Source organism: Streptomyces sp. NPDC087845 (genome assembly GCF_044742755.1).
Classification (GTDB): domain Bacteria; phylum Actinomycetota; class Actinomycetes; order Streptomycetales; family Streptomycetaceae; genus Streptomyces.
This window is the reverse complement of the sequence record NZ_JBIUVC010000002.1, coordinates 535,034-561,633: the sequence shown is the minus strand read 5'-3', so window position 1 is coordinate 561,633 and position 26,600 is coordinate 535,034. Positions and strand designations below refer to the sequence as shown.

The following is a 26,600-nucleotide window of genomic DNA, read 5'->3' as shown; positions in this document are numbered from 1 at the left end:
TCGGGGCACTCGTGACGATCTTCGCAGTGTTATCCCTGTACGGAGCATTACGACTCGTCAGCGACATACGCCAACGGCGCGAGCCGACCATCAAGTCGTACATGAGGCAAAGCGGCGGCAGTGCACCCGGGACTCTGCTCAGAGATGCCTATCGGCAAGCGCTTGAAGCAGTTGGGGACCGCGCTTGGCTATCTGCCCAAGAGGCCGTGGACCCAGATGACCTCAAGGCCCTACAGAACCGTTGGGATTCGCTGAGCAGCCAGTCCTCACCTGAGCCGCGACCGGAACCAAGCCCCCGGGTGCTCGACCCGGACCCCACATCTAGATTTAGGCTCCATGCCCGCGGCATGCCCCCCGCGGCAGCGGACTTGCTCGTACAGGCACGAGCGGGTCTGGATGACGCCGCAAGCATGACTAGTCCCAACCAGCGCTATGCGTCTGCTCACCTTGCGGCATTGCGAGCTGCCGCAGCCGTACTCGCCGCACGTGGGCGTCCTGAGCAAGCTTCACGCAAGCGGGCGCGGATCCGGAGTGCTTGGGAGGTACTCCCCGAGGTAGCGCCAGAACTTGCCGAGTGGAGCGCCCTGTTTGCCTCCGGCTCAACACGTCGAGCGCGTTGTGAAGCGGGTATTCAGGGTGCAGCAAGCCAGAGGGACGCAGATGACCTGCTCCGTGACACAGCCATGTTTCTACGACTAGTCGAGCGCATGGTGGTGATCACCCCGCAGCTTCCGGCTCCCGACCTTATGGAGCTAACTGAAAATCAGGACACGGGCGAGGCCGTACGACAGCTTGGGCGCAGTTTCGATGAGCTATTCAGGGCCCTGGGTCCTCCGCCTCCGGGAATCAGACAGCAAGAACCGGTATCTGGCGGCGGAGGCGGGACGGCACGATGAGTAGTGAGACGGCGGACACTCCGCGCCGAGAGCACACCGGCCTTGAGATAGCGATGCAGTGGGCAGATCTGCCAGCGGAGCATTTGCAGGTCGCCCTCAAAGCCCTTGAGCCTCAGCTTCGGCGAGAGCACGAACTTCGAATGACCCAACAAACCGCTCTTCAGCAATTAGAGCTAGAGAGTCTGCGTTTGCAGACTCGTGAGAAGGCGGCACGCAGGTCGCACATACTACTGATCACCGGACTCATTGCGGGTTTCCTGCTGAGCGCAGGCATGCTCGCGGGAGCCGTTGTGGTGGGTCGAGAGGGGCATGTGGCTTTGGCCTCCATGCTCTCAGGGCCGAGTGTGCTCGCACTGGCGTCCCTCTTCGTGCTGCGGCGCACGGACGGAGCGCAGACGCGCGCCGCAAGCCAAGCGCACGCCGCTGCTACGCAGGCGGCCTCTGCACCGCCACCGCCTTAGGCGGTGTGTCACCCAGCGTACGCCCTGATGAAATGGCCAGGTGCGGCAGGAAAGCACCGCGCGAGTGTCGCTGAATCACTGGCCGTCGTGACGCCGGTCTTTGTGCGCGCCACCGCCGGGCAGCCGGACCCTCGAACGCTGCGCGCCGCGCTCTACCAGTGGGCGTTCAGGGCCGTGAAGCCCGAAGGAGGCGACTGGGTGTCGCGCTGCGAGACCGAGGCACTGCCGGAGGACATGAGGAAGGCGCTCGACTGGGTCGCCGCCAACTCCCTGAAGGTCAGTGAGGCCGCCAGGCCGGAGCACATCCGTGCCGCATTCGCCGCCCTGTCGAAGAAGCTCAACGGTGCTTCGGCCGCCGAGAACACGGCCAATCGCAAGCGAATGGTCCTCAGCAACGCGTTTCGGTACGCGGTTGAAGAACACGCACTCTTGAACCGCCACCCATTCCTCGCCGTCGACTGGACCGCTCCATCTACGTCCGACGAGGTCGACTTCCGATACGTCCCGGGCCCGCAACAGGCGCGCCGGCTACTCGGCTCTATCGCGGCGCAGGGTCCGCGCGGCGAGCACCTGGAGACGTTCTTCGGCGCGATCTACTACCTGGCCACTCGCCCCGGTGAGGCCGTCTCGCTCCGAAAGGACGACTTCACGCTACCGCCTGAGAGCGAGCCGGACGCTTGGGGCGAAGTGCTGGTCTCTGAGAGTCACCCAGAGGTCGGGGCGGGATGGACGGACGGAGGGAAGTCTCACGATGAGCGCGGGCTTAAGCACCGGGCCCGCAACTCCGTTCGTGCCGTTCCGATCCCCCCGGTCTACGTCCGGATGGTCCGCGCTCACATCGCTCGCGGCGTCGCCCCTGACGGTCGGCTGTTCTGGGCCGCGCGCGGTGGCCGGGTCACCTCGAATGAGTACTGCGCCGTCTGGGACACGGCCCGTGAAGCCGTCCTCACCCCTGCTGAGGTGAAGTCCGGCATGGCCGCTGTGCCGTACTGCCTGCGCCATGCCGCGGTCTCCCTGTGGATCAAACAGGGCGTGGACCCGGTGGAAGTCGCCTACCGCGCCGGCCACAGCGTAGCGGTGCTCTACCGCTTCTACGCCAAGCTCCTGAAGGGCAGTTCGGCCCACGCCAACAGCCTGATTCAGAAGGGGTTGGAGGAGGCAGAAGGGTCCTGATCCTGGCCCACGCATGGCCCACACGCACTGGTCAGAGGCGGTACATCCCCGAATCAGGGTGAGACAGGCCAAGCGAAGAGGGCGTGACCCCGAACCGGGTTCACGCCCTCTGACCAGCGCTAACGCTGACCTGCTGCGGTGGGTGTGGGATTTGAACCCACGGTGACATCGCTGCCACGACGGTTTTCAAGACCGTTCCCTTAGGCCGCTCGGGCAACCCACCTCGGCCCCGCCCACCAGGGATGGGGCGGGGTACAGCGTACCGGGATCGGAGCTGATCGTGGGGGCGTGGTCCACACGGGGTCCACTGGCTCTGTTCGCTCGTCCAAGTTCAGCTCTGAGCCGCGCCCCAGTGCGGGCCTCCGAGACCGAGCCCCGACCCCGCCCCGACATCACCACCGGCCACATCCCCGCCCTTCACGGGGCAGCGGCCAGCAGCCTGCCGACGATCTCACAGGCAAGGGCTAGCCTCGCGCTTTCAGTGCGACGTGAAGTCGCTGTCATGCAGTGGTAGTTGCAAGGAGAGGAGTCAACTACTCCGGCCTGTGACCGATGGCCGGTCCCCAGCCTCGGGTGCGTCTGCGGTGACGCGGGGGTGCTGAGCCGAGGCGGTAAAGCTCAAGGGCACGATGGGCCATCATCACGCCACAAGCGAAGGGGAAGTCCGAGCGGGCGAGCGAAAGCGAACCCTTGTCCTTACGAGCCGACATGAGGAACACCGCGTCAATGGCGAAGCGGTCGGCGGTGGGAACTCCTTGCATTGTGAAGTGCGACACGACGCGAGCTGTATTGAAAGAGGCTCAAGGGAACCTGTGGTTTTCCAGCGTAGGTCACCGTGGGAGTCGGTTTAGAGAGGGCGCCCTGTCCGGACGCAACTGTTGGCAGTGGAACACGGGAACCCCGTACGGGTCCGGCTGGTCAGCCGGTAAGCCGGAGGCAACAAAGGCAGAAATCCGGTGCGGGAACAGGATGTCCCAAGAAGCGAATGCCGCTCGGGCGAAAGCCCAGAGGAAAGCTCGGGCCCTGGGGACTCTCCCCCTCCGGGTATAACTCGGCGGATACCAGCTTTATAGCTGGGCTCGAAAGAGCGCTGACGTGGGACAGGTAGGCCATGTAGAGCCAAAGGGCAAAACCTTGCACCGAGGCACAAGTTAGACAGGAGGAGGGGCGGCAATGTCTTTGGTGTCGCAGTATGCCCTCCCGATGAACGGACCCGAGGGCGACGCGGAATTCTGGGCCGGTATCGATTGGCGCTCAGAAGAAGCATCCGTAAAGCGGCTGCGCCAGAGGATCTACAGGGCCGCACGGAACGGCAACATGAAGCGGGTGCGCAACCTGCAAAAGCTCATGCTGCGCTCCAGGGCGAACACCTTGACAAGTGTTCGCCGGGTGGCACAGCAGAGCACCGGAAAGAAGACGGCGGGTATCGATGGGGTCGTTGCGCTGACCCCGAAGGACCGGGGTTCTCTAGCGAGGAAGACTCTCGCTCAACCGGATATCCCGGCAAAGCCCGTCAAGCGTGTGTACATCCCGAAGGCGAATGGGAAGACCCGGCCGTTGGCATTCCTGTCATACGCGACCGCGCAAACCAGGCGAGGGTGAAGAATGCTCTAGAGCCGGAATGGGAAGCGCGGTTCGACGGTCGAACCTACGGGTTCCGGCCGGGGCGGGGATGCGCTGACGCGATCGGGGCTATCTTCCAGATAGCCTGCCAGAAGACCGCAAAACGGCTGTGGGTTCTCGACGCGGACCTGTCGGCGGCCTTCGACCGCATCAGCCACGGTCACCTCATGGACTCCATCGGCCTGTTTCCGGGCCGGCGGCAGATCAGGGGATGGCTGCGCGCTGGGGTCATGGAGCAGGCCACCTACGCGCACACAATCGAAGGCACGCCGCAAGGCGGAGTCATCAGTCCTCTGTTGCTCAATGTGGCCCTGCACGGGATGGGGGGCGCGATTAACGCAAATGTTCCCGCCAGAGGGACTAGGCATGTTCCCCCCGCTCTTGTTCAGTACGCCGATGATTTCGTGGTGCTGTGCGCCTCGGAGTCGGAGGCACATGATCTGCAAACGAAGTTGGCTGCCTGGCTCCAGCCGAGAGGGCTTTCCTTCAACGAGGAGAAGACGCGTGTCGTCCATCTCGCTGATGGATTTGACTTCCTCGGATTCAACGTCAGGCGCTACGACCAGAAGCTGATCATCAAACCGAGCGAGGACGCAGTACAACGGGTCAAGAAGAAGAAGGCCATCATCCGACAACACCGGGGCGCACCCGCCGAACGCCTGGCGGGTGCCCTCAGCCCCCTTGTTCGAGGGTGGTCCATCTACTATCGGCACGTTGTCTCGAAGGAAACCTTCAGGAAGCTGGACGACTTCACACACCACGCCTTGAGAAGGTGGGCGATCTACTGCAATCGACGCAAGACGCCTCGCTGGCTCCGGGAGCGGTATTGGGGGAAGTTCGACAAAAGCCGAGAGGACAGGTGGGTATTCGGCTCCGAAGCCGGATACTTGCCCAAGTTCGCCTGGACCGGAATCGTCCGGCACGTGATGGTCAAGGGAAACTCCTCCCGGGACGACGCGGAACTGGACAGCTACTGGAGAAAACGAGCCCGAAAGCGGATGCCGGGAGTGGAATCCAAACGGATCCTTCTGCTGGCGGCCCGACAGAAGGGACTGTGCCCCAGATGCGGGCAGGACCTGGTCGAAGGCGCGGGGTACGACCCTGATGACGTCAACGACTGGGCTCGCTGGTTCACGGCCTCATACCGGGGAATTCACGTGCACCATCTGCAATACCGCAGCCGAGGTGGAAGCGACCACCTCGACAATCTGGAAGTCGTACACACTCTGTGCCACCGGCAGTTGCACGCCGGTGACCGGAAGAATGGCACCGAACTGAGCGGCCACAGGCCCGCTTGAGCCGTGTGCGCTGGAAGGCGCAAGCACGGTTCTGAGGGGGCGGGGACGCAGCAATGCGTCCCCGCTACCCGACTGAAACGGGCTGTCCGACGGGAGAACTCGACGGTGACGTCCTCAAGGGCCGGCCGCAGGGGATGCGGCTGATCGTCCGCAAGGAACGCCCGCACCCCGGCGCGCAGTTGCGGTTCACCGATGCCGACGGCCTGCGGCTCACCGCGTTCGCCACCAACACCACCGGCGTCCCGATCGCCGGACTCGAACTGCGACACCGTCAGCGGGCCCGCGCCGAGGACCGCATCCGAAACGCTCGCGCTACCGGCCTGCGCAACCTGCCCTTGCACGACACCGCGCAGAACCAAATCCAGCTGGAGATCGTCCAGGTCGCGCTTGACCTGCTGGCCTGGATGCCCATGCTCGCGCTGACCGGCAAAACCCGCAGGTGGGAGCCCCGCCATCTCTGGTTCCGCCTCTTTTCCGCCGCCGCCCAGATCGTCACGACCGCCCGCCGCCGACACTTGAGGTTCGCACACCACTGGCCCTGGACCGACGTGATCACCGACGCCCTGGCACGGCTTGAAGCTCTCCCGAACCCCGGCTGACCAGCGCGTTCCCGTCCCAGCGAGCAGCACCACCCCGACCGGAGCCGTGGAACCCGGCGCCCACCCGACGCGACAGCCGGGCCATCAGCCTGGCCACCACCAGCTCGAACAACCAAAACGGCCCGTCGAAGGAACCGACGGACCGTCACGAATGATCGAGGCTAGCGGTGCGCGAGGAATCTTGACGCCCTGACTGCCGCTCGGCCGTCAACTTCAAAGACCCGCCAATCAAGACCTGACCAATGGGAGATCGGAGACAAGCCCCCATTTCACCATTCAGGGACGAAACTGATCTACCGCAGATACTCCTCCAACAATTCAATATCCCGCGCATCCTTTTTGCGACCCATCCCATTGCTCCTGAATCTAATTTTCCACTCAAGGACGCTTTTCAGGGGCATGAACTTGATCCCCTCGATCGTTTCAGCCTCCAAAATCAGGGAATCGACAGGATGACCGAACCATCCATCCAAGATCTCGATGGCCCCATCACACAAAACTATGCGCTGCGCATACCCCAGCGGCGCTGGCTCCGGCTGCCCCAACTCTAGGGCCATTCTCCACGCGATTCCGCCAGCCACAACATCGACGTCCCCGATTTCCTTCCTAAGGCCGCGCGCGAACATAGCCCCGCTTCCAGCGACCACGTAGCTATCCACTGGAAGCCCCAGCGAAATAAGCTCTCGAAAGAAAGGATGCTCACGCAACATCTAGGCTCCCCTAGAAAGGCGACAGGCCAAGCCCCAGCCTGGTAATGACGGACACCCCAAGGGCAGCCGCCACGCTGACAAGGGTTCCGATCAGGTAGTAGTCCCCAATCAGCCGTCCCCCCTCCCTGACCTCTGGAGCACGCGCGAAAGACTTTGCGGTAACCACCAAAGCAGCCGCTTCCGGACTCCCCGAGACAAGAAAGGAGAAGAGGATGAGCCTCTCAATCCAGCCAACGTGAGATCCGACTTCAACGAATTTCCTTACACTCGCCAGGAGTCGCCCAGCCGCAATTTCGGCGTCGATCTTATTAACGAGAGGATCAACAGCAAAAGAGATCAAGAACTGAAATCCAAACACAGCCAACAACAGACCCGACGCGGTGACCATAAATCGGTCGTCATCAACTACTACTTCCCGCAAGTGATCCAATCCGGCACCCCAGCCGATATAGGTCAACAGAAAGGATGACGCCACCACCCCGGCAACTGCCGCGTATCGCACAGGAGACATGGCTGGAAGCCAGCTGAAATCTATCGATAGACTAGTCCATGGCCTATTAAAGACGGCACCAAAAACGGAAATCAGGGTGACACCCAACAATACGAGCCAGGCATGAATATCCCGACTTTCGGGCAGTATGACCACGCCCGCATACAGGAGAGTAAACAAAACTCCCCACCAGGGATCTTTCTTGAGCCAACCTAAGGCAGCAGGCACAGATACTGCCGAAATTAAGCCAATGGATGTGCGCCCCAATTCCACGGACCGTTCTCCCCCTCTGAGCATGATGCGCTCGGCCGCGCTTCGCCACGGAGCGCACAGATTACTCGCTGCCAGTCGGCAAGCTGGCTGGTTTAGTCAGACGTGGCGCACACCTATCTCCAGCTGGAGAGGGATGGTTGAGACTCGGTTCACGTTGGTCCACGCCTGGTCCACACACAGTGATCCACGACGCCATAGAGCTGGATCAAAGTGAGACAGGTCCCATGCAGAGGGGGCGTCCCTCATCAAGGGACACCCCCTCTGACCAGCACGTCTATGACCTGCGCAGGCGGTGGGATCCGAGCCCACGAAGACGCTTGCACGTCCTCACGTTTTTCAAGACCGTTCCCTTAGGCCGCTCGGGCAACCCACCCCGCGTCATCGGTCCATGGACCGGGGTTGACGCGAAGACAGCCTAGCCGGTCAGCTGTCGCCCTTGCGCTCCCCCAGGGTGACTTCGGCCGTTGCCGTCTTGCCGTCGCGCTTGTAGGTCACGGTCACCCGGTCGCCGGGCTTGTGGGTCCAGATCTCGCCGATCAGGGTCGGGCCGCTGTCGACCACGGTGTCGTTGAACTTCGTGATGACATCGCCCGCCCTGAGACCGGCCCTGGCCGCGGGGCCGTCCTTCGACACGGCCGCCGTACCGCCCGCGCCCTGGTCGGAGATGACCGCGCCGCCGGTCTTGTCGTCCATCATGACCGTGGCCCCGATCACCGGGTAGACCGGCTGGCCGGTCTTGATCAGCTGCTGGGCGACGTTCGTCGCCTGGTTGATCGGGATCGCGAAACCGAGGCCGATGGAGCCCGCCTGGGTCTGGCCGACACTGCTGCCGCTCGACTGGATGGCGGAGTTGATGCCGATGACCGCGCCGCGCGAATCGAGCAGCGGGCCGCCGGAGTTGCCCGGGTTGATCGAGGCGTCGGTCTGCAAGGCGCTCATGTACGAGTTGCTGCCACCGGAACCGTCACCGGAGGCGACCGGCCGGTTCTTGGCGCTGATGATGCCCGTGGTCACCGTGTTGGACAGACCGAACGGGGCGCCGATCGCGATCGTCGAATCGCCGACCGCGACCTGGTCCGAGTTGCCGAGGGACAGCGGAGTGAGCCCCGACGGCGGGTTCTTCAGCTTCAGAACGGCGACGTCGTACCCCTGCGCCCGGCCGACCACCTCGGCGTCGTACTTCTTGCCGTTGGAGAACGTCGCCGTGAGCTGGCCGCTGTCCGCCGCGGAGGCCACCACGTGGTTGTTCGTGAGGATGTGGCCTTCCTTGTCGTACACGAAGCCGGTCCCCGTACCGCCCTCGCCGTCACCGCCCTGCGCATCGATGGTGACGACGCTGGGCAGCGCCTTGGCCGCCACGCCCGCGACCGTGCCGGGATCGCGCTTGAGGTCCCGCGGGTTGGCCGACGCCGAGACCGTGGTCGAGCCGGAGCCGCTGTTCCGGTCGGCCGCCCAGTAGCCGAGGGCACCGCCGATACCGCCTGCGACCAGCGCCGCCGCCACCACAGCGGCCGCAAGTCCGCCCATGCCCCGCTTGCGCGGGCCTTCGGGGGAGTGGAGCTGGGCCGGGGCGCCCCAGACCGGGCCGCCGCCGTCCGCGCCGTGGTGCGCGTACGCGGGGACGGCGGGAGGGGGCGGGGGCCAGTTGGCTTCGGCGGCCGACCGGAACCCGGGGGGAGGCGTGGCCGGCAGGGGAGCCGTGTGAGCGGTCGCGGTGGCCGGTTCCTCCGACGGGGGGAACGGCTGCTGCGCGTGGGGCGGCTGCCCCGCGGCCGCCGCGTCCGGCGCCTCCGGGTGCACCGGGGCGGGCGGGGACCCGTGCGTGCTCTCGGGCGACCCCTGAGGAGCGTCGGCCGGCACTGGAGGTGCGGACGGAACGGACGGAACGGCCCCGGCCGCGGTGCCCTCGTTGCCCTCGTTCTCTGTGCTCACAGCTCTTTACTCCTCGGTTCCACATCATTTTCGGCAAGAGATCCGCTGTGTACGTGTCCCGGGACAGCTTTTCCCAAGGCGCGTCAGGCCACTGTAAGCAGGACCTGTGCATCCGCACACCAATCTTTACATCCGGCAAAACGGACCACCGGCACGGGGCGCACGCAACCGCGGTGCAAGCTGTACCCAGCACTCGCTCCTCGGTGACACCATGACGCAGTGACCCACGCACGGCAGCAATCCACGCACCATCCCATCCAGGTCATCGCCCATCGGGGCGCGTCCGACGACGCCCCCGAGCACACCCTGGCCGCATACCGGAAGGCGATCGAGGACGGCGCCGATGCCCTGGAGTGCGATGTACGGCTCACCGCCGACGGTCACCTCGTCTGCGTACACGACCGCCGGGTGAACCGCACCTCCAACGGCCGCGGGGCCGTCTCCGCGCTGGAGCTCTCCGAGCTCGCCGCCCTCGACTTCGGGTCCTGGAAGGACCGCGAGGAGTCGGAGTCCCCGGACTGGGATCCGGTGCCGGGAGAACTCACCTCCGTACTCACCCTGGAACGGCTGCTCGAACTGGTCGCCGAGACCCGGGCCGCCGGGCGCCCGCTCCAGCTGGCCATCGAGACCAAGCACCCCACCCGCTGGGCCGGCCAGGTCGAGGAGCGGCTGCTGCAGCTGCTGAGGCACTTCGAACTCGACGCCCCGCCGGCCGGCGGCCCGTCACCGGTACGGATCATGAGCTTCTCGGCGCGCTCCCTGCACCGCGTCCAGGCGGCGTCCCCCACACTGCCCACCGTCTACCTGATGCAGTTCGTCTCGCCGCGCCTGCGTGACGGGCGGCTGCCGGCCGGGGCGCGGATCGCCGGTCCGGGGATGAGGATCGTACGGAGTCACCCCGGCTACATCGAACGCCTGCACCGCGCGGGCCATCGCGCACACGTCTGGACGGTCGACGAACCGGAGGATGTCGAGCTCTGCGTCGATCTCGGCGTCGAGGCCATCATCACCAACCGCCCGAAACAGGTTCTGGCACAACTGGGACGCTCTTGACATTCGTTACACGGAGTACACCGGCGCATTCGAACCGTATTCGATCGTGACGAGTGCGTCATTGGCAGTCGATTGGCCGGTTTCCGGTCCAGCTCAGGGGGGCATCCACTCCGTGGCGTGGGGCAAAGGAGGTCTCGGGGGTGGCGTTGGTGGTGGCACAGGAAGTGCCCACGTCGTCGAGCATGGCCGTACCCCATGGCCCTGCGGGCGTGGGCCAGGCGAGGCACCGGATGCGCGAGCAACTGCGCGGCCACGGGGTGCCGGATTCGGTTGTCGACGATGCTGTACTGATCCTTTCCGAACTACTCAGCAACGCCTGTCGGCACGGCAGGCCACTGGGGCGGCACACAGACGTGGGTGACGGCGACGTCCGCGCCGCATGGCGCGTGGACAGAGCGGGCGGGCTGACCGTCGAAGTGACGGACGGAGGCGGTCCGACCCGACCGATTCCGGCCACACCGTCGGTGACGGCGCGCGGCGGCCGCGGGCTCAACATCATCAGCGCGCTCGCCGAGGAGTGGGGCGTGCGCGACAGCGTGTCCGGGGAAGTCACCGTCTGGGTCCTCGTCAGCGAGGGGCACGGGCGGATGGCCGGGGTACCGGCTGTGCCGGGGCTCGACGGGCTGAGCTTCGCGGACGCCTTCGACGACGTGGGCTGACGTCCCCGTACGGGCACGGACGTGTGCGGGGGCCGCGGCAGGGCACCGCACCGGCACTCCTGCCGGCGGGCGGGCGTACAGGCAGGCGGCGGGCGTACGGCACGGGCGTTCCGCACCCCCGCGTCACCCGGCGGCGTCGGCACATGTGTCCCGGACGCGACACGGGCGGCTAGGCTCGCGGCCCAGACCGCACTGTCGCAATCGGGAGAAAGCCCACCATGGCCAAGAAGCGCCCTCAGACCAAGGCCGGGAAGCAGCAACTCAAGGACGGCGAGATCCCGGTGGTCGGGGCTCGTGAGCCCTGCCCGTGCGGTTCGGGCCGCCGCTACAAGGCGTGCCACGGCCGCGCCGCCGCCCAGGCCGTGACCGAGCTGGTCCACCGCCCCTTCGAGGGGCTGGCCGGTGAGTGCGACTGGGTCGCTCTGCGCGAGCTGGTGCCCGCAGCCACGGTCGAGCTGGCGCTGAAGGACGGGCTGCCCGAGGGCGTACCCTCCGTCACGATGGCGACCGTCCTGCCGATGGCATGGCCGGCACTCCGCCGCGACGACGGTTCGGTGCTGCTCGCCCTGCAGAACGACACCCCGTCCGGCGACCTCAGCCGCGACCTCGCGGACACGCTCCAGCGGGCGCTGGCCGCCGAGCCCGGTTCGCCCGTGACGGCCCGGCGCGCACCGGCCGACGGTCCGCGGCTGCAGGACGTGCTCGACCCCGGTGCGGCGTTCGAGCCCGTGGTCCACTCCGGTTTCGAGTTCTGGGTCCCGGACGCGGAGAACGCCGCGCCCGAGGTTGCCGCGTCCCTGGAGCGCGCGAACGAGGCGGCGCTCCCGACGACGCGGCTCTCCGGTGTCGACGCCGCGTACTGGTGCGAGACCCCCGAGAAGAACCACCTGCGCTGGGTCATGCCCCACCCCGAGGAGCGGCTCCTCGACGCGCTCGCCCGGCTGCACGCCGCCGGCACCTCCTCGCTGGGCGAGGGGACGCGGCTGGTCGGCTCCTTCCGGGCGCACGGGCTGATGGTCCCGGTCTGGGATCTGCCGAGCGCGATGGGAGCCGCGGAGTGCGAGAAGCCCGCGGCCGAACTCGCCGAGCGGCTGACCGCGGCGCTGGCCTCGGACGCGCCGCTCACCGCCGAGGAGCGGCGGGCCCGCGGCGGGCTCACCAACCGCCAAGTGACGCTCAGCTGACAGTGACGAATCTCGGGGCCGCAAGGTGACACGCGTCACAACTCCCCGTACTCATAGGTAAATCACTGTCCGAATACGCGAGATCGAATTTGCGAACGGCAGATCTCTTGTTACCGTTCTAGAAGCCCGGTCGCTGGTGCATCCCCCGTCGCCAGCGATCGGGCATCCTCATTTCCGGGTACGGCGCACAGCGCATACCGGGGCGCGCGAGCCCGCGCACGAACCCCGCGGGTACGGCGCGGAGCCACCGCACTCCCCCCTGGCCCCTCGGCCCCTCGACGACCGAACCCGGCTTCCCGGCGCCTCTCTCCGTCGTCAACCCGACGAGCCAGAACCCGGGTTGACGACATGTCCGCCCCGGTCGAGGTCCGTCCCGATCGAGATGCACCTCGGTCGAGATCCGCGCCGGTCGAGGCCGGACACCAGAAATGCTCTGCGCATAATCCCCACCGGCATTAGTCGAATAGATTTTCGAAAAATCAATCGGGAAGCCTTCGGAAGATCCGTCAGAAAGCCCTGAGCCAGCGACGTTTGCAGCGTCAGACTTCACATGGACCGACGGAAGAACGAGGACGGGGAGAACCGGGGCGGAGAGAGGGTCCGGAAAATACGCACGGCCTCATCCGTATACCCCCGTCACCCCCGTCGGCGCCGGTCGGCTTCGCCCGAATTCCTGACGGACCGACGGGGATATCGACGGAGATATCGACGCCCCGGCACCACACGCCCCTTCTGTTCCGGCACCTCGGGCCGACCCACGTCCGAGCGAGTGAGCCGGCCTCGGCGGATGAGCCGGCCTCGGCGGATGAGCCGGCCTCGGCGGATCAGCTGACCTCGGCGGGTGAGCCGACCTCCGCGAGTGGGCCGGTCTCCGCGTCAGTAGGCGAGCCGGCTGCCGCCGTCCGGTGCGCCATTGCTCGCCTCGACCAGCGCGTCGAGCAGCGCCCCCACATCCGGCAGCCACGGTGCGGCAGGCCCGGCGGCGACGGCTCCCCGGTTCGAGCCCGGCCGGGGGTCCGGCGCGGGAGCCCGTTCCCAGCGCACCTGCCCCGCCCCCACCTCGGACGGCGGAAGGACGAGATAGCCGCCCTCGCCGTGGAATCGCAGCGAACTGGGCACCCAGTCCTGGGCGTGCAGCAGCTCGCCGAGCCGTTCGAGGGTGTACGGGGCGACCAGCAGCGACCACCGGGTCGGCGTCGCCACCACGGGGCCGAGCCGCGTGCCCATCCGATCCAGGTCGGCCAGCGCACGGGCGGCAGCCACGGCCGGCAGGCTCAGCGCGCACGGGGCGCGTCCGCCGGTGGCCAGCACGATCGGAGCGGTGGGCCGGTTCGTCCACCACCATCGCACCATGCGCTCGTCGGTGGTCGCCGCGAGGAGACCGGGGTCGAAGGGATGTGCGCCGGGTACGACGCACTCGGGATCGGGGCAGGCGCAACCACGGCCGCGGTCACCGCGGCCACCGGCCGCCTCCAGTCCCACTCCGGGGAGCACGGGCCACTGCCATGCCGTGGCACAGGTCAGGACCGCGTCGAGCTGGGCGGGCCTTCCCTTGCGCCGGAGCCGGAGCCTGCGTCGCCTTCCGAGGATCTCGCGCATGAGCGCTCGTTCCTTTCCGTTGAACGCCGAGGGTCCACATCACATCACGTGCGCGTCACAGCACGCGTTCATCTCTTCACTGTGCGTACATGCTCTTCGAATCTGCGGTACGGGTGGGTCGTCGGTACCGAGCGTGGGCCGAGCCGGGTCGAGCAGGGGCGGGACGGGTCCGGACACAATCGCGGCGGGGAGCGGCGCACGCATCGCGCCTGTCGCCCCAGGGTGCAGACCCCGCCACTCGGGGGTGGGGCGTGGCCGTCACAGAAGAGGACGCCCGGGCCCACTGCCGGGTTCCGGGGCGATCAGAACTGCCCCTGGCCATCATCGTTTACGTACCCAGCATGCCCGAAATGACGCTTCCTCCGGGACTTCACCCCGAGAACACCCCCTTGTCGAGCACGCCCAGTCGACCGCAAATAGCCGCCCCGGGGTGCATTTTTCAGCCAACTTAGCAGCCGCTCGGACACCACAAATCCCGCAGGGACAATGCTGGACATCGCCTTACTTGTGCGTGTACATGTGGATGCTACGTGTACATGTGGATGCACTGATAGCGGCGCAGAATGACATGGGGGTTTGCGATGCTATTCGACGAATCGCACCGGTGGGAAAGCCGACTGTCATGAGCGCCCCGCACCTGCCGAAAGTGGCTGGAATCGACCCCATGGTTCCTGTTTCAGCGCACACTGCCGGTTCTCTGTCCGAAGTACCGGCCGCCCCCGGATCATTCGTCCAGGACCGGCTGGCCGGCTGGGTCTCCGATCTCACCACGCTGCACGAACACACCGAGCGACTGGCCAGAACCAGCACGCTCGACGACGCACTGCACGAACTGCTGGACGCCGGAGCCGCCCTGGTCGGCGCCCGCCGCGGGCTGGTCGTCTTCGAACCGTCCGACCGCCGCGGCCCCGCCAGCACCATCGGCCTCGGACTCGCCCACGCCGAGCTCGGACACATCGAGACGGTGCCGCGCAGCGCCACCTCCTACGGCCGGATCCTCGAAGGGCTCCCGGACACCGAAGGGGCGCGGACCACCCCCGACCTGCTCGGTGACACCGCTCTCGACCCCCGCCGCCGCGAGGTCGCCGCCCGACTCGGCTACGCCGCCAGCTACGCCCTGCCGCTCACCGCCGAAGCGACCGGCAGGCTCGGTGCCGCCGTCTGGCTGTACGACGAACCCGCCGAACCGCTGGAACGCCAACGCCATCTCGTCGACCTCTACGCCGGACACGCCGGCGAGCATCTGGCCAGGCTGCTGGAGCTGGAGCGCGCCAGGGCCGATGTCGCCACCGTCACGGAGGAGTTGCTGCCCACCCGGCTGCCCCTGGTCACCGGCGTACAGCTGGCCGCACGCCACCGCGCGGCCCCGCTGGGGGGCGGCGACTGGTACGACGCGCTGGCCCTGCCGGAGGGCGCGCTCGGTCTCGCCGTGGGCTCGGTGAACGGCTCCGGGCCCCGCGCCCTGGCCGCCATGGGCCGGCTGCGTGCCGGTCTGCGGGCGTACGCCGTGATGGAGGGCGAGGATCCGGTCGCCGTGCTCTCGGACCTGGAACTGCTGCTGCGGCTGACCGAACCCGCCCGTTCCGCGACCGCCCTGTTCGCCTACTGCGAACCCGCCCGCCGCAAGATCCTGCTGGCCGGTGCGGGCCACACCCCGCCGCTCGTGATCGGCGACCGGCGCACCGAGTTCATCGAGACCTCGGTCTCCGCGCCGCTGGGCATGCTCGCCTGCTGGGAGGCGCCCAGCGTGGAGATCACCCCGGCGCCCGGCGAGACCGTACTCCTCTACACCGACGGGCTGCTGCGCCGTACCGGCGACTCGACGGACCGGGCCTTCGCACGGCTCCACTCGGCGGCGGCGCGGGTGCCGAAGGCACTGCGCGACGACGCCGGATCTGTCGCCGACCATGTGCTGCGAACCGTCCTGCCGGACGGTCTCGACCAGGACGACAGCGCGGAGGACGTGGTCGTTCTGGCCGCGCGCTTCGACTGAGGGCTGCGCGTCCCGCCCCCGCCCCGGCCGGCCGGCGCGGGACCCGGGCCACGTCCTCGGTCCGTCCCGGCCAGGCCGTGTAACAGGTCTTCCGGCCCTGTGCCCCCTTCCGTACGCCCGTACGATGGACGGGGTCCAGTGTCGTATCAAGGAGAGACAAGTCGTGGCTGAGGAGCTCACCCCGGAGACCCCGGAGACCGAAGAAGAAGCGACGGTCAAGCAGCGGAAGAACGGCCTGTACCCGGGCGTCTCCGATGAACTCGCCGCGAACATGAAGTCCGGTTGGGCCGATACGGAACTCCACGGCCTCGAACCGATCGCCCAGGCCAAGCACACTGCCGCCCGCCGCGCCGCGCTCTCCGCGCGCTTTCCCGGTGAGCGCCTGGTCGTCCCCGCGGGCAACCTGAAGACCCGCTCCAACGACACCGAGTACGCCTTCCGCGCCTCCACCGAGTACGCGTACCTCACCGGCGACCAGACCCAGGACGGCGTCCTCGTCCTGGAGCCGACCCGGGACGGGCACGAGGCGACCATCCACCTGCTGCCGCGCTCCAACCGCGAGAACGGTGAGTTCTGGCTCGACGGCCAGGGCGAGCTGTGGGTGGGCCGCCGCCACTCCCTCGCCGAGGCCGAGCAGCTGCTGGGCATCCCGGCGAAGGACGTCCGCGAGCTCCCGGCCGCGCTGGCCGAGGCCACCGGCCCGGTCCGCAACGTCCGCGGCCACGACGCCGGCATCGAGGCCGCGCTGGCCGACAAGGTCACCGCCGAGCGTGACGAGGAACTGCGCGTCTTCCTCTCCGAGGCCCGCTTGGTCAAGGACGCCTTCGAGATCGCCGAACTGGAGAAGGCCTGCGACGCCACCGCACGCGGCTTCGAGGACGTCGTGAAGGTCCTCGACAAGGCCGAGGCGACGAGCGAGCGCTACATCGAGGGCACCTTCTTCCTGCGCGCCCGCATCGAGGGCAACGACATCGGCTACGGCTCGATCTGCGCCGCCGGCCCGCACGCCACCACCCTGCACTGGGTGCGCAACGACGGCCCGGTGCGCTCCGGCGACCTGCTGCTGCTCGACGCCGGTGTGGAGACCAATGACCTCTACACCGCCGACGTGACCCGCACCCTTCCGATCAACGGCACGTTCACGCCGCTGCAGCGGAAGATCTACGACGCGGTGTACGAGGCGCAGGAAGCGGGTATCGCGGCCGTCAAGCCCGGTGCCGACTTCCGCGACTTCCACGACGCGGCACAGCGCGTACTCACCGAGAAGCTCGTCGAGTGGGGCCTGCTGGGCGACCTGTCCGTGGAGAAGGTCCTGGAGCTGGGCCTCCAGCGGCGCTGGACGCTGCACGGCACCGGCCACATGCTCGGCATGGACGTCCACGACTGCGCCGCCGCGCGCACCGAGACGTATGTCAACGGGACGCTGGAGCCCGGTGTCTGCCTCACGGTCGAGCCCGGTCTGTACTTCCAGACCGACGACCTGACCGTGCCCGAGGAGTACCGGGGCATCGGCGTCCGGATCGAGGACGACATCCTCGTCACCGAGGACGGGAACCGGAACCTCTCCGACAAGCTGCCGCGCCGGGCCGACGAGGTCGAGGCGTGGATGGCTCAGCTCAAGGGCTGAGTCCCAAAGGCCGAGTCTCAGGGGCTGCTTCAGGGGCTGCGTCTCAAAGGCTGAGTCCCAAAGGCCGGATCCCGGGGGTTGAGTCTCAAGGGCCGGGTCCCGGGGCTGAGTCTCAAGGGCCGGGTCCCCGGGGCTCCCGAGGGCTCCGAGGGCTGAACAAAAGGCCCGGTAGGCACAGTAGGCCCGGCAACTGGTCTTCCACGCGTCGAAGGACGCCCCGCTCAGGACACCATGAGCAGGGCGTCCTTCCGCCATTTCAGGACCTTGTCGAAGCTCACCACGGCACCGCGTCCGGGACGGTTGCGGAAGTGGACGTGATCGGCGAGCTGCTCGATCAGACAGAGCCCCCGGCCGTCCTCCGCGCCGAGCGGCGGGTACTGGGGATCGTGCTGCCGCGCGGACGAGCGCAGCGTGCGCCGGGCGGGGAAGCCCGGTCCTGAATCGGCGACTTCGATACGGCACTTCTCGCCGTCCAGATACGCGGTGACCCGGTACTGCCCGGAGGCCGTCCCGGGCAGCTCTTCCCATACGTCCCACGGATCCCGGCCGACGCTCTGTTCTCCCTGAACCTTGTGGTCGCCACCATGTTCAACGGCGTTCGCACAGGCCTCGGTGAGCGCGACCGACAGGTCGAAGGAGATCTCCGGATCGACGCCCGCGGTCTCCATCGTGCCCAGCAGGAAACGACGGGCGAGCGGAACGCTCGCAGCCTCACGCCGCAAATGGAGGGACCACCAGATGCTCATGCTCCAGCCTCCTGGCTGCGGCTCGACATACCGATACGTATTGCCGCGCGGGGCCGTTCGTAAGCGCGCACCGGATGTGACACCGCTCATTCGGCGGATACCAGCGTTCCCCGCACCCGTGTATGCCCGACCCGGCCGATCGTCCCGACCGGTGTCCGGATCCGGTCACGGCACCCCCGTCCCGTGCCCAACCGGGCGGAAGGCGACCTTCCGGACCTGCCGCGCGGAGGCCCGGGGCACGGTGCGATGATGGCCCCGCCATGTCTATGCCTGTCGCACGCGCCGGAGCCGGTCTGCGGCTCCTGAGGGCCGCGGTGTTCACCGCGGTCTGCGTCGCGCTGTCCGCGGCAGGTCACTCCCTGGCATCCTGCGCGGCCGTCCCCTGGTGGACGCTGCTCGCCGGCTTCCTGGGGGTCTTCGCGGTGACGGCACCGCTCGCCGGACGCGAGCGCTCACTGCCGTCCATCGCCGCCACGCTGGCCGGCGGACAGCTCGCCCTGCACACCCTCTTCGGCCTGGGTACGCACGCCGCCCCGACGGACACCGCCGCGGGCGACGACTCACTGATCAGGTTCGCGGCAAGCCTCGTCTGCGGCATGGGACCGGCGCAGCTGAACGCCGCCGAAGCGCACCGCATCGTCACCACCGCGGGCATCGACCCGGCGTCGGTGGCGGCCCGCGGACACCAGCACATGGCCTCCGCCGCCGGCTCGGACCCGGCCGGCCTCACCGGTCTGCTGCCCAGCCTGCCCATGCTGCTCGGCCACCTGCTGGCCGCCGTGGCCACCGGCTGGCTGCTGCGGCGCGGCGAGATCGCCCTGTTCCGGCTCGCCCGGCTGTCCGCGCACGGCGCCCAGCAGGTCGCGGCCGGCGCCCGGCTGCGCGCGCTGCGCGCCGCGCTCGCGCTCGTGAACGCCCTGCGCGCCGGACTGCCCGGCGCCCCGGCGGCCGGGCCGCGCACCCTCCGTACTGCGGTCGACACCCCGACCCCCGCCACCGGGGACCCGTTGCAGCACATGGTGATCAGGCGCGGGCCGCCCCCCGCATACGTACGCGCAGCCTGACGCGACACCCGCCACCCGATGCACGTGCCACTCGACGCACGTACCGCTCGACGCACAAGCGCCACACGGCGCGTACGCGTCGGTGCCGTACGCGTCGTGCACACACACCGCATATGGGGAAGAGGTGTCGCGATGCCGTCGCGCATCCGCGCGCCGGACCACCTTTCGTGCTTCCGTGGAGTGATTCCTGTCATGAACGTTTCCCGCATCGCCCTCGTCGGCGGCATCGCCGCGTCCACCGTGCTGATCCTCGCCGGTACGGCCTCCGCACACGTCAGCGTGCAGCCGCAGGGCGAGGCCGCCAAGGGCGGTTACGCCACCGTCAACTTCAAGGTCCCCAACGAGCGTGACGACGCCTCGACGACCAAGGTCGAGGTCAACTTCCCGACCGACCACCCGCTGGCCTCGGTCATGCCGCAGGCCGTGCCCGGCTGGGACATCGAGGTCGCCAAGAGCAAGCTGGCCAAGCCTCTGGAGATGCACGGCCAGAAGATCAACGAGGCCGTCTCCAAGGTCACCTGGACGGCCACGGGCGACAAGGACGCGCGCGGTATCCGGCCGGGCAGCTTCCAGCAGTTCCCGCTCTCCATCGGCCAGCTCCCCGAGGACACCGACCAGCTGGTGTTCAAGGCCATCCAGACGTACGACAACAAGGAAGTCGTCCGCTGGATCGAGGAGCAGAAGGACGGTGCCGACGAGCCCGAGAGCCCTGCACCGGTCCTCAAGCTGACCGCGGCGACCGCCGGTGAGCACGGCGCCGGCGCCGACGACAAGAGCGGTGCCGACGCCGCCGCGAAGGCGGCGGACAAGCAGACGACGGCCGCGTCGGACGAGTCCTCCAGTGACACCACGGCCCGCGTCCTCGGCATCGTCGGCATCGTCATCGGTATCGCGGGGGTGGCCTTCGGCATCCTCGCGGGCCGGCGCCGCACCGCCTGATCCGGAGCCCCACGGGCCCCGGAGCCCCACGGGTCCCGGGGCCCCGACGGTCCCACAGCCGTACCGGTCCCGAAACCCCACCGGTTCCACAGCCCCACCGACCCATCGACCCACCAGGAATCAGTGCTCCATGCGTAAGAAAACTGTGCTGGCCGCGGCGTTCGCCGCCGCGGCCGCACTCACCCTGTCCGCCTGCGGCAGCAGCGACGACGGCGCGAAGAAGCCCATCGCCGATGTGTCCGTCGAGGCCAAGACCAAGGCCGCGACGGTACTCGACCAGCCGTTCACCAAGCCCGACCTCGTCCTCACCGACACCCACGGCGAGAAGTACGACCTCCGTGCGCGGACCAAGGGCAAGCCGACACTGATCTACTTCGGCTACACCAACTGCCCCGACGTCTGCCCGCTCATCATGAGCAACATCGCCATCGCCAAGAAGTCCCTGCCCAAGGCCGACCAGGACAAGCTCCAGGTGGTCTTCGTGACCACCGACCCCGAGCGCGACACGCCATCCTCGCTGGGCACCTGGCTCAAGTCCCAGGACGCCTCCTTCACCGGCCTCACCGGCGACTTCCCGACCATCCAGGCGGGCGCGCGCCAGATCGGCATCGGCATCGACGCCCCGAAGAAGGAGAAGGACGGCACGATCGTCTCGATGCACGGATCCCAGGTCATCGCGTTCTCCCCGAAGACCGACAAGGGCTACCTCGTATACAGCGAGGACACCTCGCCCGACGACTACACCAAGGACCTCCCCAAGATCGTCAAGGGGGAGAACCCGTGAACCGCCGCACCACCCTCGTTGCTGTCGCCGCCCTCGCCACCGGGCTGATGCTGGCGGGGTGCTCGTCCTCGGACAGCAAGCCCGAGCTGAAGGTGAGCGGTGCGTTCATGCCGCAGCCCGTCAGCGACATGGCGGCCGGTTTCCTCGTCATACGGAACAGCGGGGACACCTCCGACCGGCTCACCTCCGTCACCAGCCCGCTCTCGGACGACATCACGATCCACGAGACGAAGAACCAGACGATGCGCATGGTGTCGTCCTTCGAGGTGCCCGCGGGCGGCGAGCTGGATCTGGAACGCGGCGGAAACCACATCATGTTCATGAAGCTCAAGCAGCGGCCCAAGCAGGGCGAGAAGGTATCTGTGGAGCTGCACTTCGAGAAGGCCGACCCGATAAAGATCGACCTTCCCGTGAAGGAGACCACCCACAACCCGAAGAAGCAGTGAGGGCCTGACTCGCCATGACAGCCACCACCGTCCCGCACTTCGGACCGCCCCCGGCCGCTCCCGCACCGCGCCGGCCGCTCGCCGCGGCCGCGCTCCTGGCCGCCCTCGTCGGCATGGTGTTCGGCCTGCTGCTGGGCGGCGCGGGCCCCGCGTCCGCGCATGCCGCACTCACCGGGAGCGATCCGCAGGACGGGACGGTGGTCGACACCGCTCCCAAGGAGGTCACGCTCACCTTCTCCGAACAGGTCGCCATGAGCGACGGCTCCATCCGGGTCCTGGACCCCGACGGCAAACGCGCCGACACCGGCGCACCACGTGATCTGCAAAGCGGCTCCACCGTGAAGTACGGGGTCACGCTGCACGCCGGGCTGCCCGACGGCACGTACACCGTTGCCTGGCAGGCCGTCTCGGCGGACAGCCACCCCGTCTCGGGCGCCTTCACCTTCTCCATCGGGGCCCCCTCCAAGACCAAGGTCGCCCTCCCGGCCGACGAGGCGGGGGGCGGCCTCGTCGGCACCCTCTACGGCATCGCACGCTATGCCGCGTACGCCGGTTTCATCCTGCTGGCGGGTGGCGCGGCCTTCGTGCTGGCCTGCTGGCAGCGCGGGGCGGGCGCACGGCCGCTGCAACGCCTGGTCGTACGCGGCTGGATGACCCTCACCGTGGCCACCCTGGCCATGCTCCTCCTGCGCAACCCGTACACCGGCTCCGGGAAACTGGGGGACGCTTTCGACCTCGACGGCCTGAAGGCTGTCCTCGACACCAAGCCCGGCGCGGCGCTCGTATCCCGGCTGCTGCTGCTCGGCGCTTCCGCACTCTTCATCGCCGTGCTGTTCGGGGCGTACGCGAAGCGCGAGGACGAGCGCGAGAAGAAGGACCTCACCTTCGGACTGGCCATCGGCGGCACCGTGATCGCCGCCGGGATCGCCGGGACCTGGGCACTCGCCGAACACGCCTCGACCGGGCTCCAGCCGGGCATCGCCATGCCGGTCGACATCCTCCACCTGCTGGCCGTCGCGGCGTGGCTGGGCGGGCTGACGGCATTGCTGGTCGCGCTGTACCGGACGCCGGACATCGGAGCGACGGCCGTACGGCGCTTCTCCCGTGTCGCGTTCGGCAGCGTGCTCGTGCTCACCGCCACCGGGATCTACCAGTCGTGGCGCCAGGTCGGCACCTGGTCCGCGCTGACCGGCACGGGGTACGGGCAGCTGCTGCTCGTGAAGGTGGGGCTCGTCGCCGTCCTGGTCGGGATCGCCTGGTTCTCACGCCGCTGGACCGCGCGACTGGTCATGAACGGAGCCGCCGCGGCGGAAGAGGAAACCGGGACCGGACTGGAGACCGGGGCCGGGCTGGAGGCCGGGGTTGAGGCGAAGGCCGGGGCCGGGGCCGTTGCCGAGGCGAAGGCCGGGGCCGGGGCTGGGATGGAAGAAGAGGAGGCCGCCCCGGTCACGCCGTCGCCCGCCTCCGAGGACCCCGCACGGGCGGCCCAGCTCGCCCGGCAGCGGGCCGCCGTGGCCACCGCCGAGAAGAAGCGGGTCCGCGATGCCGACACCGAGCGGTCCGGGCTGCGCCGTTCGGTACTGGCGGAGGTCGCAGTCGCCGTGGCGCTGCTGGCCGTGGCGACCGTACTGACCTCGACCGAGCCGGGACGCACCGAGGAGGAAGCGGCCCGCGGCTCCACGGCGGCAACCGCCCCCGCAGCCACGGGCCCGGTCAATCTGACGCTGCCCTTCGACACCGGCGGCAAGAACGGCAAGGGAACCGTGCGGATGGACATCGACCCCGCCCGTACCGGCACCAATGAGCTCCACCTCTGGATCGACAGCACCGACGGAAAGGCCATGGACGTCCCCGAACTGAAGCTCGCCTTCACTCTGGAGTCCAAGGACATCGGCCCGCTTCCCATCACCCCTGTCCGGCTCACCGAGGGCCACTGGACCGCGAGCGGCGTCCAGATCCCCATGGCGGGCGACTGGAAGGTCGCCGTGACCGTACGGACGTCGGACATCGATCAGACGACCATCGACAAGAACGTGAAGATCGGCTGAGCAGGATCGTGAGCGGAACAAGCAGCAGGACCTCCCCCGGCAACCGGAAGACCTCCGCAGGCGGCGCGAAGACCTCCGCAGGCGGCGCGCCCCCCACCGGCAACAGAGAGCCCGCCGCGGGCAACGGGGAAGACGGAGCCCGCGGCAGCGGCGCCATCTCCCGCCGGCGGCTGCTCGGCAGCGCCGGCGTGGCCGGTGCGACCGGGCTGGTCCTGGGCGCGGCGGGCGGTGCGACCGGCTATGCCGCGACCCGGCCCGGCAAGCCGACCGCGCTGACCGAGGTCGGCTCCACCCAGGTGATGTTTCACGGGAAACATCAACCGGGGATCACCACTCCGCTTCAGGCACGCGGCCATCTCGTCGCCTTCGATCTGGCTCCCGGTGCGGGACGGAAGGAAGCGGCCGCCCTGATGCGCCGCTGGTCGGCCGTGGCCCGGCGCCTGATGGCCGGCGAACCCGCCGACAGCGGCGCGGCGGACGGCGCCGCCCATGACACCGGCATCGCGCTGGATGCCGGACCGTCCTCGCTGACCGTCACCTTCGGCTTCGGCCGCACCTTCTTCGATCGCACGGGCCTGGTCGGCCACCGGCCGCCGGGGCTCGACCCGCTGCCGCCGTTCTCCTCCGACCACCTCGACACCAAGCGCTCCGACGGTGAACTCTGGGTACAGATCGGCGCCGACGACGCACTCGTCGCCTTCCACGCGCTGCGTGCCGTACAGAAGGAGGCCGCCCCGGCAGCCAGGGTCCGCTGGCAGATGAACGGCTTCAACCGCAGCCCCGGCGCCACCGCGCAGCCGATGACCGCCCGCAACCTGATGGGCCAGATCGACGGCACCGCCAACCCCAAGCCCGCCGAGAGCGACTTCGACCGGCGCATCTTCGTTCCCGACGGGACGGACCAGAAGTACGACTGGCTGGCCGGTGGCTCGTATGCCGTCGTACGCCGGATCAGGATGCTGCTCGACGACTGGGAGAAGCTCCCGGTGGAACGGCAGGAGCAGGTCATAGGGCGCCGCAAGAAGGACGGCGCTCCGCTGAGCGGCGGAACCGAGACCACCGCGATGGACCTCGACAAGGCGGGCGCCGGCGGCAAGCTCCTGATCCCGGACAACGCCCACGCCCGGATCTCCTCCCCCGAGAAGAACAGCGGCGCGGCCATGCTGCGGCGCCCCTTCTCGTACCACGACGGCATCGCGGCGGACGGCACGCCGGACGCGGGGCTGCTGTTCGTCTGCTGGCAGGCGGATCCGCTGCGGGGGTTCGTCCCGGTGCAGCGGAAGCTGGACCGGGGGGATGCTCTGTCGCCGTTCATCCGGCACGAGGCCAGCGGCCTGTTCGCGGTGCCGGGTGGCGCGGCGGACGGCGAGTACGTGGGGCAGCGGCTGTTGGAGTCCTGAGCGACCGGGGCGCATTAGGGTGACGGTATGTCCGCCACGCGCTACGCATATCTCGGCCCCGAAGGCACCTTCACCGAGGTCGCCCTCCGTACGCTCCCGGAAGCCGCCACCCGCGAACTCGTCCCGATGGTCTCCGTACCGGTGGCTCTGGACGCGGTGCGCAATGGGGAGGCCGCGGCAGCGCTCGTACCGATCGAGAACTCCGTGGAGGGCGGCATCACCGCGACGCTCGACGAGCTGACCACCGGCGAACCGCTGATGATCTACCGCGAGGTGCTGCTCTCCATCACCTTCGCGCTGCTGGTGCGGCCCGGTACCAAACTGACCGACATCAAGTCGGTCACCGCGCACCCGGCCGCGCAGCCGCAGGTGCGCAACTGGATGGCCGCCCATCTCCCGGACGCCGTGTGGGAGTCCGCGGCCTCCAACGCCGACGGTGCCCGGCTGGTGCAGGAGGGGCAGTACGACGCCGCCTTCGCCGGTGAGTTCGCGGCGGCGACCTACGGTCTCGAACCGCTGGTGACCGAGATCCATGACGCGGTCAACGCGCAGACCCGGTTCGTCCTGGTGGGCCGCCCGGCCCGGCCGGCGGCGCCGACGGGCGCGGACAAGACGTCGGTGGTCATCTGGCTGGGCGAGGACCACCCCGGTGCGCTGCTCGAACTGCTCCAGGAGTTCGCGGTGCGCGGGGTGAACCTGATGCTGATCCAGTCGCGGCCGACGGGTGCCGGAATCGGGAACTACTGCTTCGCCGTGGACGCCGAGGGGCACATCGCGGACCGTCGCGTCGGCGAGGCGTTGATGGGGCTGAAGCGGATCTGCCCGAAGGTGCGGTTCCTCGGGTCGTACCCGCGTGCCGGGGTGGCGCTGCAGGACGTACGGCCGCTGCGGGCGGGTACGTCGGACGCGGAGTTCACGGAGGCCTCCGACTGGCTGGCCCGCAATCTGGACGGGCGGGGCTGAGGGCTCGGCTGTACGGGGCGCGGCACGGGACTGACAGTCACGAGCGCCGACCATGCCGGGCGGGGCTGACGGCTCAGGGGGCGGCAGTTCCGGGGGCCGGCGGTTCCAATGGCCGGTGGTTCCGGTGCTGACCGGCTCAAGGGGCGGCGGTTCCGGGGGCCGGCGGCCCGCCCCGGCCCGGATGCTGATGCGTCCGCACCACCGGCGCGGCGTGCTCGCACAGCCGACAGTATTAACTGCCGATTTTCGCCATCCACAGAGTTATCCACAGCGTCGACTCTCGACCTGGGGACAAGTCGACACTCGCTGGCGCTCCAATGCGACATGGTCGACATATCACCCCAGTCCCCTCAGAAGCGTCCACAGGCCAGAAGGCCACCCAGGTCGTCCCGTGTCACTCCAATTCCGTTGATCAACTCTTCAGAATGGAAAATTCCCACCTGAACGAGCGTCTGAAGTGGGTTTGAACGGGGAATCCGTGAGCCCTCAAGCGACTTTGGGAATGCCCGACCCCAGTGTCCACAGATCTTCTTCACAGCCTGTGGATAACTCCGGGAACCGCCCACACCTGTGGACAAGCAACGGTCAACTCCCCTTCCCCGCACGGAAGATGCGTCAAGACGACCGATACCTTCTGCCC

20 protein-coding genes, 1 tRNA gene and 2 pseudogenes are annotated in these 26,600 nt (G+C 68.3%); 17 read left to right on the top strand and 6 right to left on the bottom strand.

The annotated features are described in order from the left end of the window. Positions 1-347: 347 nt before the first annotated feature. Both ACIOMQ_RS08160 and ACIOMQ_RS08155 read left to right on the top strand, forming a co-directional pair. Positions 348-896, top strand: a pseudogene (locus tag ACIOMQ_RS08160) (SAV_6107 family HEPN domain-containing protein); the annotation flags it as partial. 548 nt (positions 897-1,444) lie between these two features. Further along, positions 1,445-2,530 (top strand): tyrosine-type recombinase/integrase, encoded by a 1,086-nt coding sequence (locus tag ACIOMQ_RS08155; RefSeq protein ID WP_402188243.1) that lies wholly within the window; start codon positions 1,445-1,447, stop codon positions 2,528-2,530. 136 nt (positions 2,531-2,666) lie between these two features. On the opposite strand, the gene ACIOMQ_RS08150 is transcribed toward ACIOMQ_RS08155, so the two are convergent. Beyond that, positions 2,667-2,753, bottom strand: a tRNA-Ser gene (locus ACIOMQ_RS08150). A gap of 950 nt (positions 2,754-3,703) precedes the next feature. Between ACIOMQ_RS08150 and ACIOMQ_RS08145 the strand changes: the two genes are divergently transcribed. The 3 genes and pseudogenes from ACIOMQ_RS08145 to ACIOMQ_RS08135 all read left to right on the top strand — a co-directional run. Continuing rightward, positions 3,704-4,132, top strand: a complete 429-nt coding sequence (locus ACIOMQ_RS08145; protein ID WP_402188241.1) for a reverse transcriptase N-terminal domain-containing protein — start codon at positions 3,704-3,706, stop codon at positions 4,130-4,132. After that, positions 4,129-5,451, top strand: coding sequence for a group II intron reverse transcriptase (locus ACIOMQ_RS08140; RefSeq protein WP_402188239.1), 1,323 nt, complete (start codon positions 4,129-4,131; stop codon positions 5,449-5,451). The genes ACIOMQ_RS08145 and ACIOMQ_RS08140 overlap by 4 nt, the downstream gene beginning before the upstream one ends. A 95-nt stretch (positions 5,452-5,546) precedes the next feature. Further along, positions 5,547-6,050 (top strand): annotated as a pseudogene (locus ACIOMQ_RS08135) (transposase); the annotation flags it as partial. Between the two features lie 293 nt (positions 6,051-6,343). Here ACIOMQ_RS08135 and ACIOMQ_RS08130 read toward each other — a convergent pair. From ACIOMQ_RS08130 to ACIOMQ_RS08120, 3 genes are all read right to left on the bottom strand, one after another. Continuing rightward, positions 6,344-6,760, bottom strand: coding sequence for a hypothetical protein (locus tag ACIOMQ_RS08130; protein ID WP_401985879.1), 417 nt, complete (start codon positions 6,758-6,760; stop codon positions 6,344-6,346). Between the two features lie 10 nt (positions 6,761-6,770). Beyond that, positions 6,771-7,523 carry a hypothetical protein gene (locus ACIOMQ_RS08125; RefSeq protein ID WP_401985880.1) on the bottom strand — a complete coding sequence of 251 codons (753 nt, stop codon included), beginning with the start codon at positions 7,521-7,523 and terminating at the stop codon, positions 6,771-6,773. Positions 7,524-7,946: 423 nt separating this feature from the next. Continuing rightward, positions 7,947-9,455, bottom strand: a complete 1,509-nt coding sequence (locus ACIOMQ_RS08120) for a S1C family serine protease (protein WP_401755052.1) — start codon at positions 9,453-9,455, stop codon at positions 7,947-7,949. Between the two features lie 219 nt (positions 9,456-9,674). Here ACIOMQ_RS08120 and ACIOMQ_RS08115 point away from each other — a divergent pair, with 219 nt between their 5' ends. The 3 genes from ACIOMQ_RS08115 (at position 9,675) to ACIOMQ_RS08105 (ending at position 12,351) form a co-directional block, all read left to right on the top strand. Beyond that, the gene (locus ACIOMQ_RS08115; RefSeq protein ID WP_362201589.1) at positions 9,675-10,508 is read left to right on the top strand and encodes a glycerophosphodiester phosphodiesterase; all 834 of its coding nucleotides are present in this window, start codon (positions 9,675-9,677) and stop codon (positions 10,506-10,508) included. 53 nt (positions 10,509-10,561) lie between these two features. Beyond that, entirely contained in the window at positions 10,562-11,167 is a 606-nt protein-coding gene (locus tag ACIOMQ_RS08110; RefSeq protein WP_362201592.1) for an ATP-binding protein, read from the top strand. A 218-nt stretch (positions 11,168-11,385) separates the two neighbouring features. After that, positions 11,386-12,351: a DUF5926 family protein gene (locus ACIOMQ_RS08105; protein WP_362201595.1), complete on the top strand. Its 966-nt coding sequence runs from the start codon at positions 11,386-11,388 to the stop codon at positions 12,349-12,351. Between the two features lie 876 nt (positions 12,352-13,227). On the opposite strand, the gene ACIOMQ_RS08100 is transcribed toward ACIOMQ_RS08105, so the two are convergent. After that, positions 13,228-13,950 (bottom strand): bifunctional DNA primase/polymerase, encoded by a 723-nt coding sequence (locus ACIOMQ_RS08100; protein WP_401755049.1) that lies wholly within the window; start codon positions 13,948-13,950, stop codon positions 13,228-13,230. Between the two features lie 664 nt (positions 13,951-14,614). On the opposite strand from ACIOMQ_RS08100, the gene ACIOMQ_RS08095 reads away from it, so the two are divergent. Both ACIOMQ_RS08095 and ACIOMQ_RS08090 read left to right on the top strand, forming a co-directional pair. Continuing rightward, on the top strand, positions 14,615-15,943 hold the full coding sequence (locus tag ACIOMQ_RS08095; RefSeq protein WP_362201601.1) for a PP2C family protein-serine/threonine phosphatase: 1,329 nt from the start codon (positions 14,615-14,617) through the stop codon (positions 15,941-15,943). Positions 15,944-16,106: 163 nt separating this feature from the next. Continuing rightward, a complete protein-coding gene (locus tag ACIOMQ_RS08090) occupies positions 16,107-17,570 on the top strand; it encodes an aminopeptidase P family protein (protein WP_401261916.1) in 1,464 nt (487 codons plus the stop codon). A gap of 221 nt (positions 17,571-17,791) precedes the next feature. Here the strand turns inward: ACIOMQ_RS08090 and ACIOMQ_RS08085 are convergent, their stop codons facing one another. Continuing rightward, entirely contained in the window at positions 17,792-18,316 is a 525-nt protein-coding gene (locus ACIOMQ_RS08085; protein WP_389792454.1) for an ATP-binding protein, read from the bottom strand. A gap of 260 nt (positions 18,317-18,576) precedes the next feature. Between ACIOMQ_RS08085 and ACIOMQ_RS08080 the strand changes: the two genes are divergently transcribed. From ACIOMQ_RS08080 to pheA, 7 genes are all read left to right on the top strand, one after another. Beyond that, entirely contained in the window at positions 18,577-19,380 is an 804-nt protein-coding gene (locus ACIOMQ_RS08080; protein ID WP_401939455.1) for a hypothetical protein, read from the top strand. A gap of 192 nt (positions 19,381-19,572) precedes the next feature. Continuing rightward, on the top strand, positions 19,573-20,319 hold the full coding sequence (locus ACIOMQ_RS08075; RefSeq protein ID WP_401261918.1) for a YcnI family protein: 747 nt from the start codon (positions 19,573-19,575) through the stop codon (positions 20,317-20,319). Positions 20,320-20,449: 130 nt separating this feature from the next. Next, positions 20,450-21,103 (top strand): SCO family protein, encoded by a 654-nt coding sequence (locus tag ACIOMQ_RS08070; RefSeq protein WP_362201615.1) that lies wholly within the window; start codon positions 20,450-20,452, stop codon positions 21,101-21,103. Next, positions 21,100-21,549: a copper chaperone PCu(A)C gene (locus ACIOMQ_RS08065; protein WP_362201618.1), complete on the top strand. Its 450-nt coding sequence runs from the start codon at positions 21,100-21,102 to the stop codon at positions 21,547-21,549. The genes ACIOMQ_RS08070 and ACIOMQ_RS08065 overlap by 4 nt, the downstream gene beginning before the upstream one ends. 14 nt (positions 21,550-21,563) lie before the next feature. After that, on the top strand, positions 21,564-23,597 hold the full coding sequence (locus tag ACIOMQ_RS08060; protein WP_402188236.1) for a copper resistance CopC/CopD family protein: 2,034 nt from the start codon (positions 21,564-21,566) through the stop codon (positions 23,595-23,597). Between the two features lie 8 nt (positions 23,598-23,605). Then, positions 23,606-24,997: an iron uptake transporter deferrochelatase/peroxidase subunit gene (efeB, locus tag ACIOMQ_RS08055; RefSeq protein ID WP_402188234.1), complete on the top strand. Its 1,392-nt coding sequence runs from the start codon at positions 23,606-23,608 to the stop codon at positions 24,995-24,997. Positions 24,998-25,024: 27 nt separating this feature from the next. Then, positions 25,025-25,960 (top strand): prephenate dehydratase, encoded by a 936-nt coding sequence (gene pheA, locus ACIOMQ_RS08050; protein WP_401261924.1) that lies wholly within the window; start codon positions 25,025-25,027, stop codon positions 25,958-25,960. The last annotated feature ends 640 nt before the right edge of the window (positions 25,961-26,600 follow it).

Excerpts from the sequence above, each read along its gene's own strand:
- ACIOMQ_RS08145 (WP_402188241.1), top strand. The coding sequence starts at position 3,704 with ATGTCTTTGGTGTCGCAGTATGCCCTCCCGATGAACGGACCCGAGGGC.
- ACIOMQ_RS08130 (WP_401985879.1), bottom strand. The coding sequence starts at position 6,760 with ATGTTGCGTGAGCATCCTTTCTTTCGAGAGCTTATTTCGCTGGGGCTT.
- ACIOMQ_RS08105 (WP_362201595.1), top strand. The coding sequence starts at position 11,386 with ATGGCCAAGAAGCGCCCTCAGACCAAGGCCGGGAAGCAGCAACTCAAG.
- ACIOMQ_RS08100 (WP_401755049.1), bottom strand. The coding sequence starts at position 13,950 with ATGCGCGAGATCCTCGGAAGGCGACGCAGGCTCCGGCTCCGGCGCAAG.
- ACIOMQ_RS08095 (WP_362201601.1), top strand. The coding sequence starts at position 14,615 with ATGGTTCCTGTTTCAGCGCACACTGCCGGTTCTCTGTCCGAAGTACCG.
- ACIOMQ_RS08085 (WP_389792454.1), bottom strand. The coding sequence starts at position 18,316 with ATGAGCATCTGGTGGTCCCTCCATTTGCGGCGTGAGGCTGCGAGCGTT.
- ACIOMQ_RS08080 (WP_401939455.1), top strand. The coding sequence starts at position 18,577 with ATGTCTATGCCTGTCGCACGCGCCGGAGCCGGTCTGCGGCTCCTGAGG.
- ACIOMQ_RS08075 (WP_401261918.1), top strand. The coding sequence starts at position 19,573 with ATGAACGTTTCCCGCATCGCCCTCGTCGGCGGCATCGCCGCGTCCACC.
- ACIOMQ_RS08070 (WP_362201615.1), top strand. The coding sequence starts at position 20,450 with ATGCGTAAGAAAACTGTGCTGGCCGCGGCGTTCGCCGCCGCGGCCGCA.
- ACIOMQ_RS08060 (WP_402188236.1), top strand. The coding sequence starts at position 21,564 with ATGACAGCCACCACCGTCCCGCACTTCGGACCGCCCCCGGCCGCTCCC.
- pheA (WP_401261924.1), top strand. The coding sequence starts at position 25,025 with ATGTCCGCCACGCGCTACGCATATCTCGGCCCCGAAGGCACCTTCACC.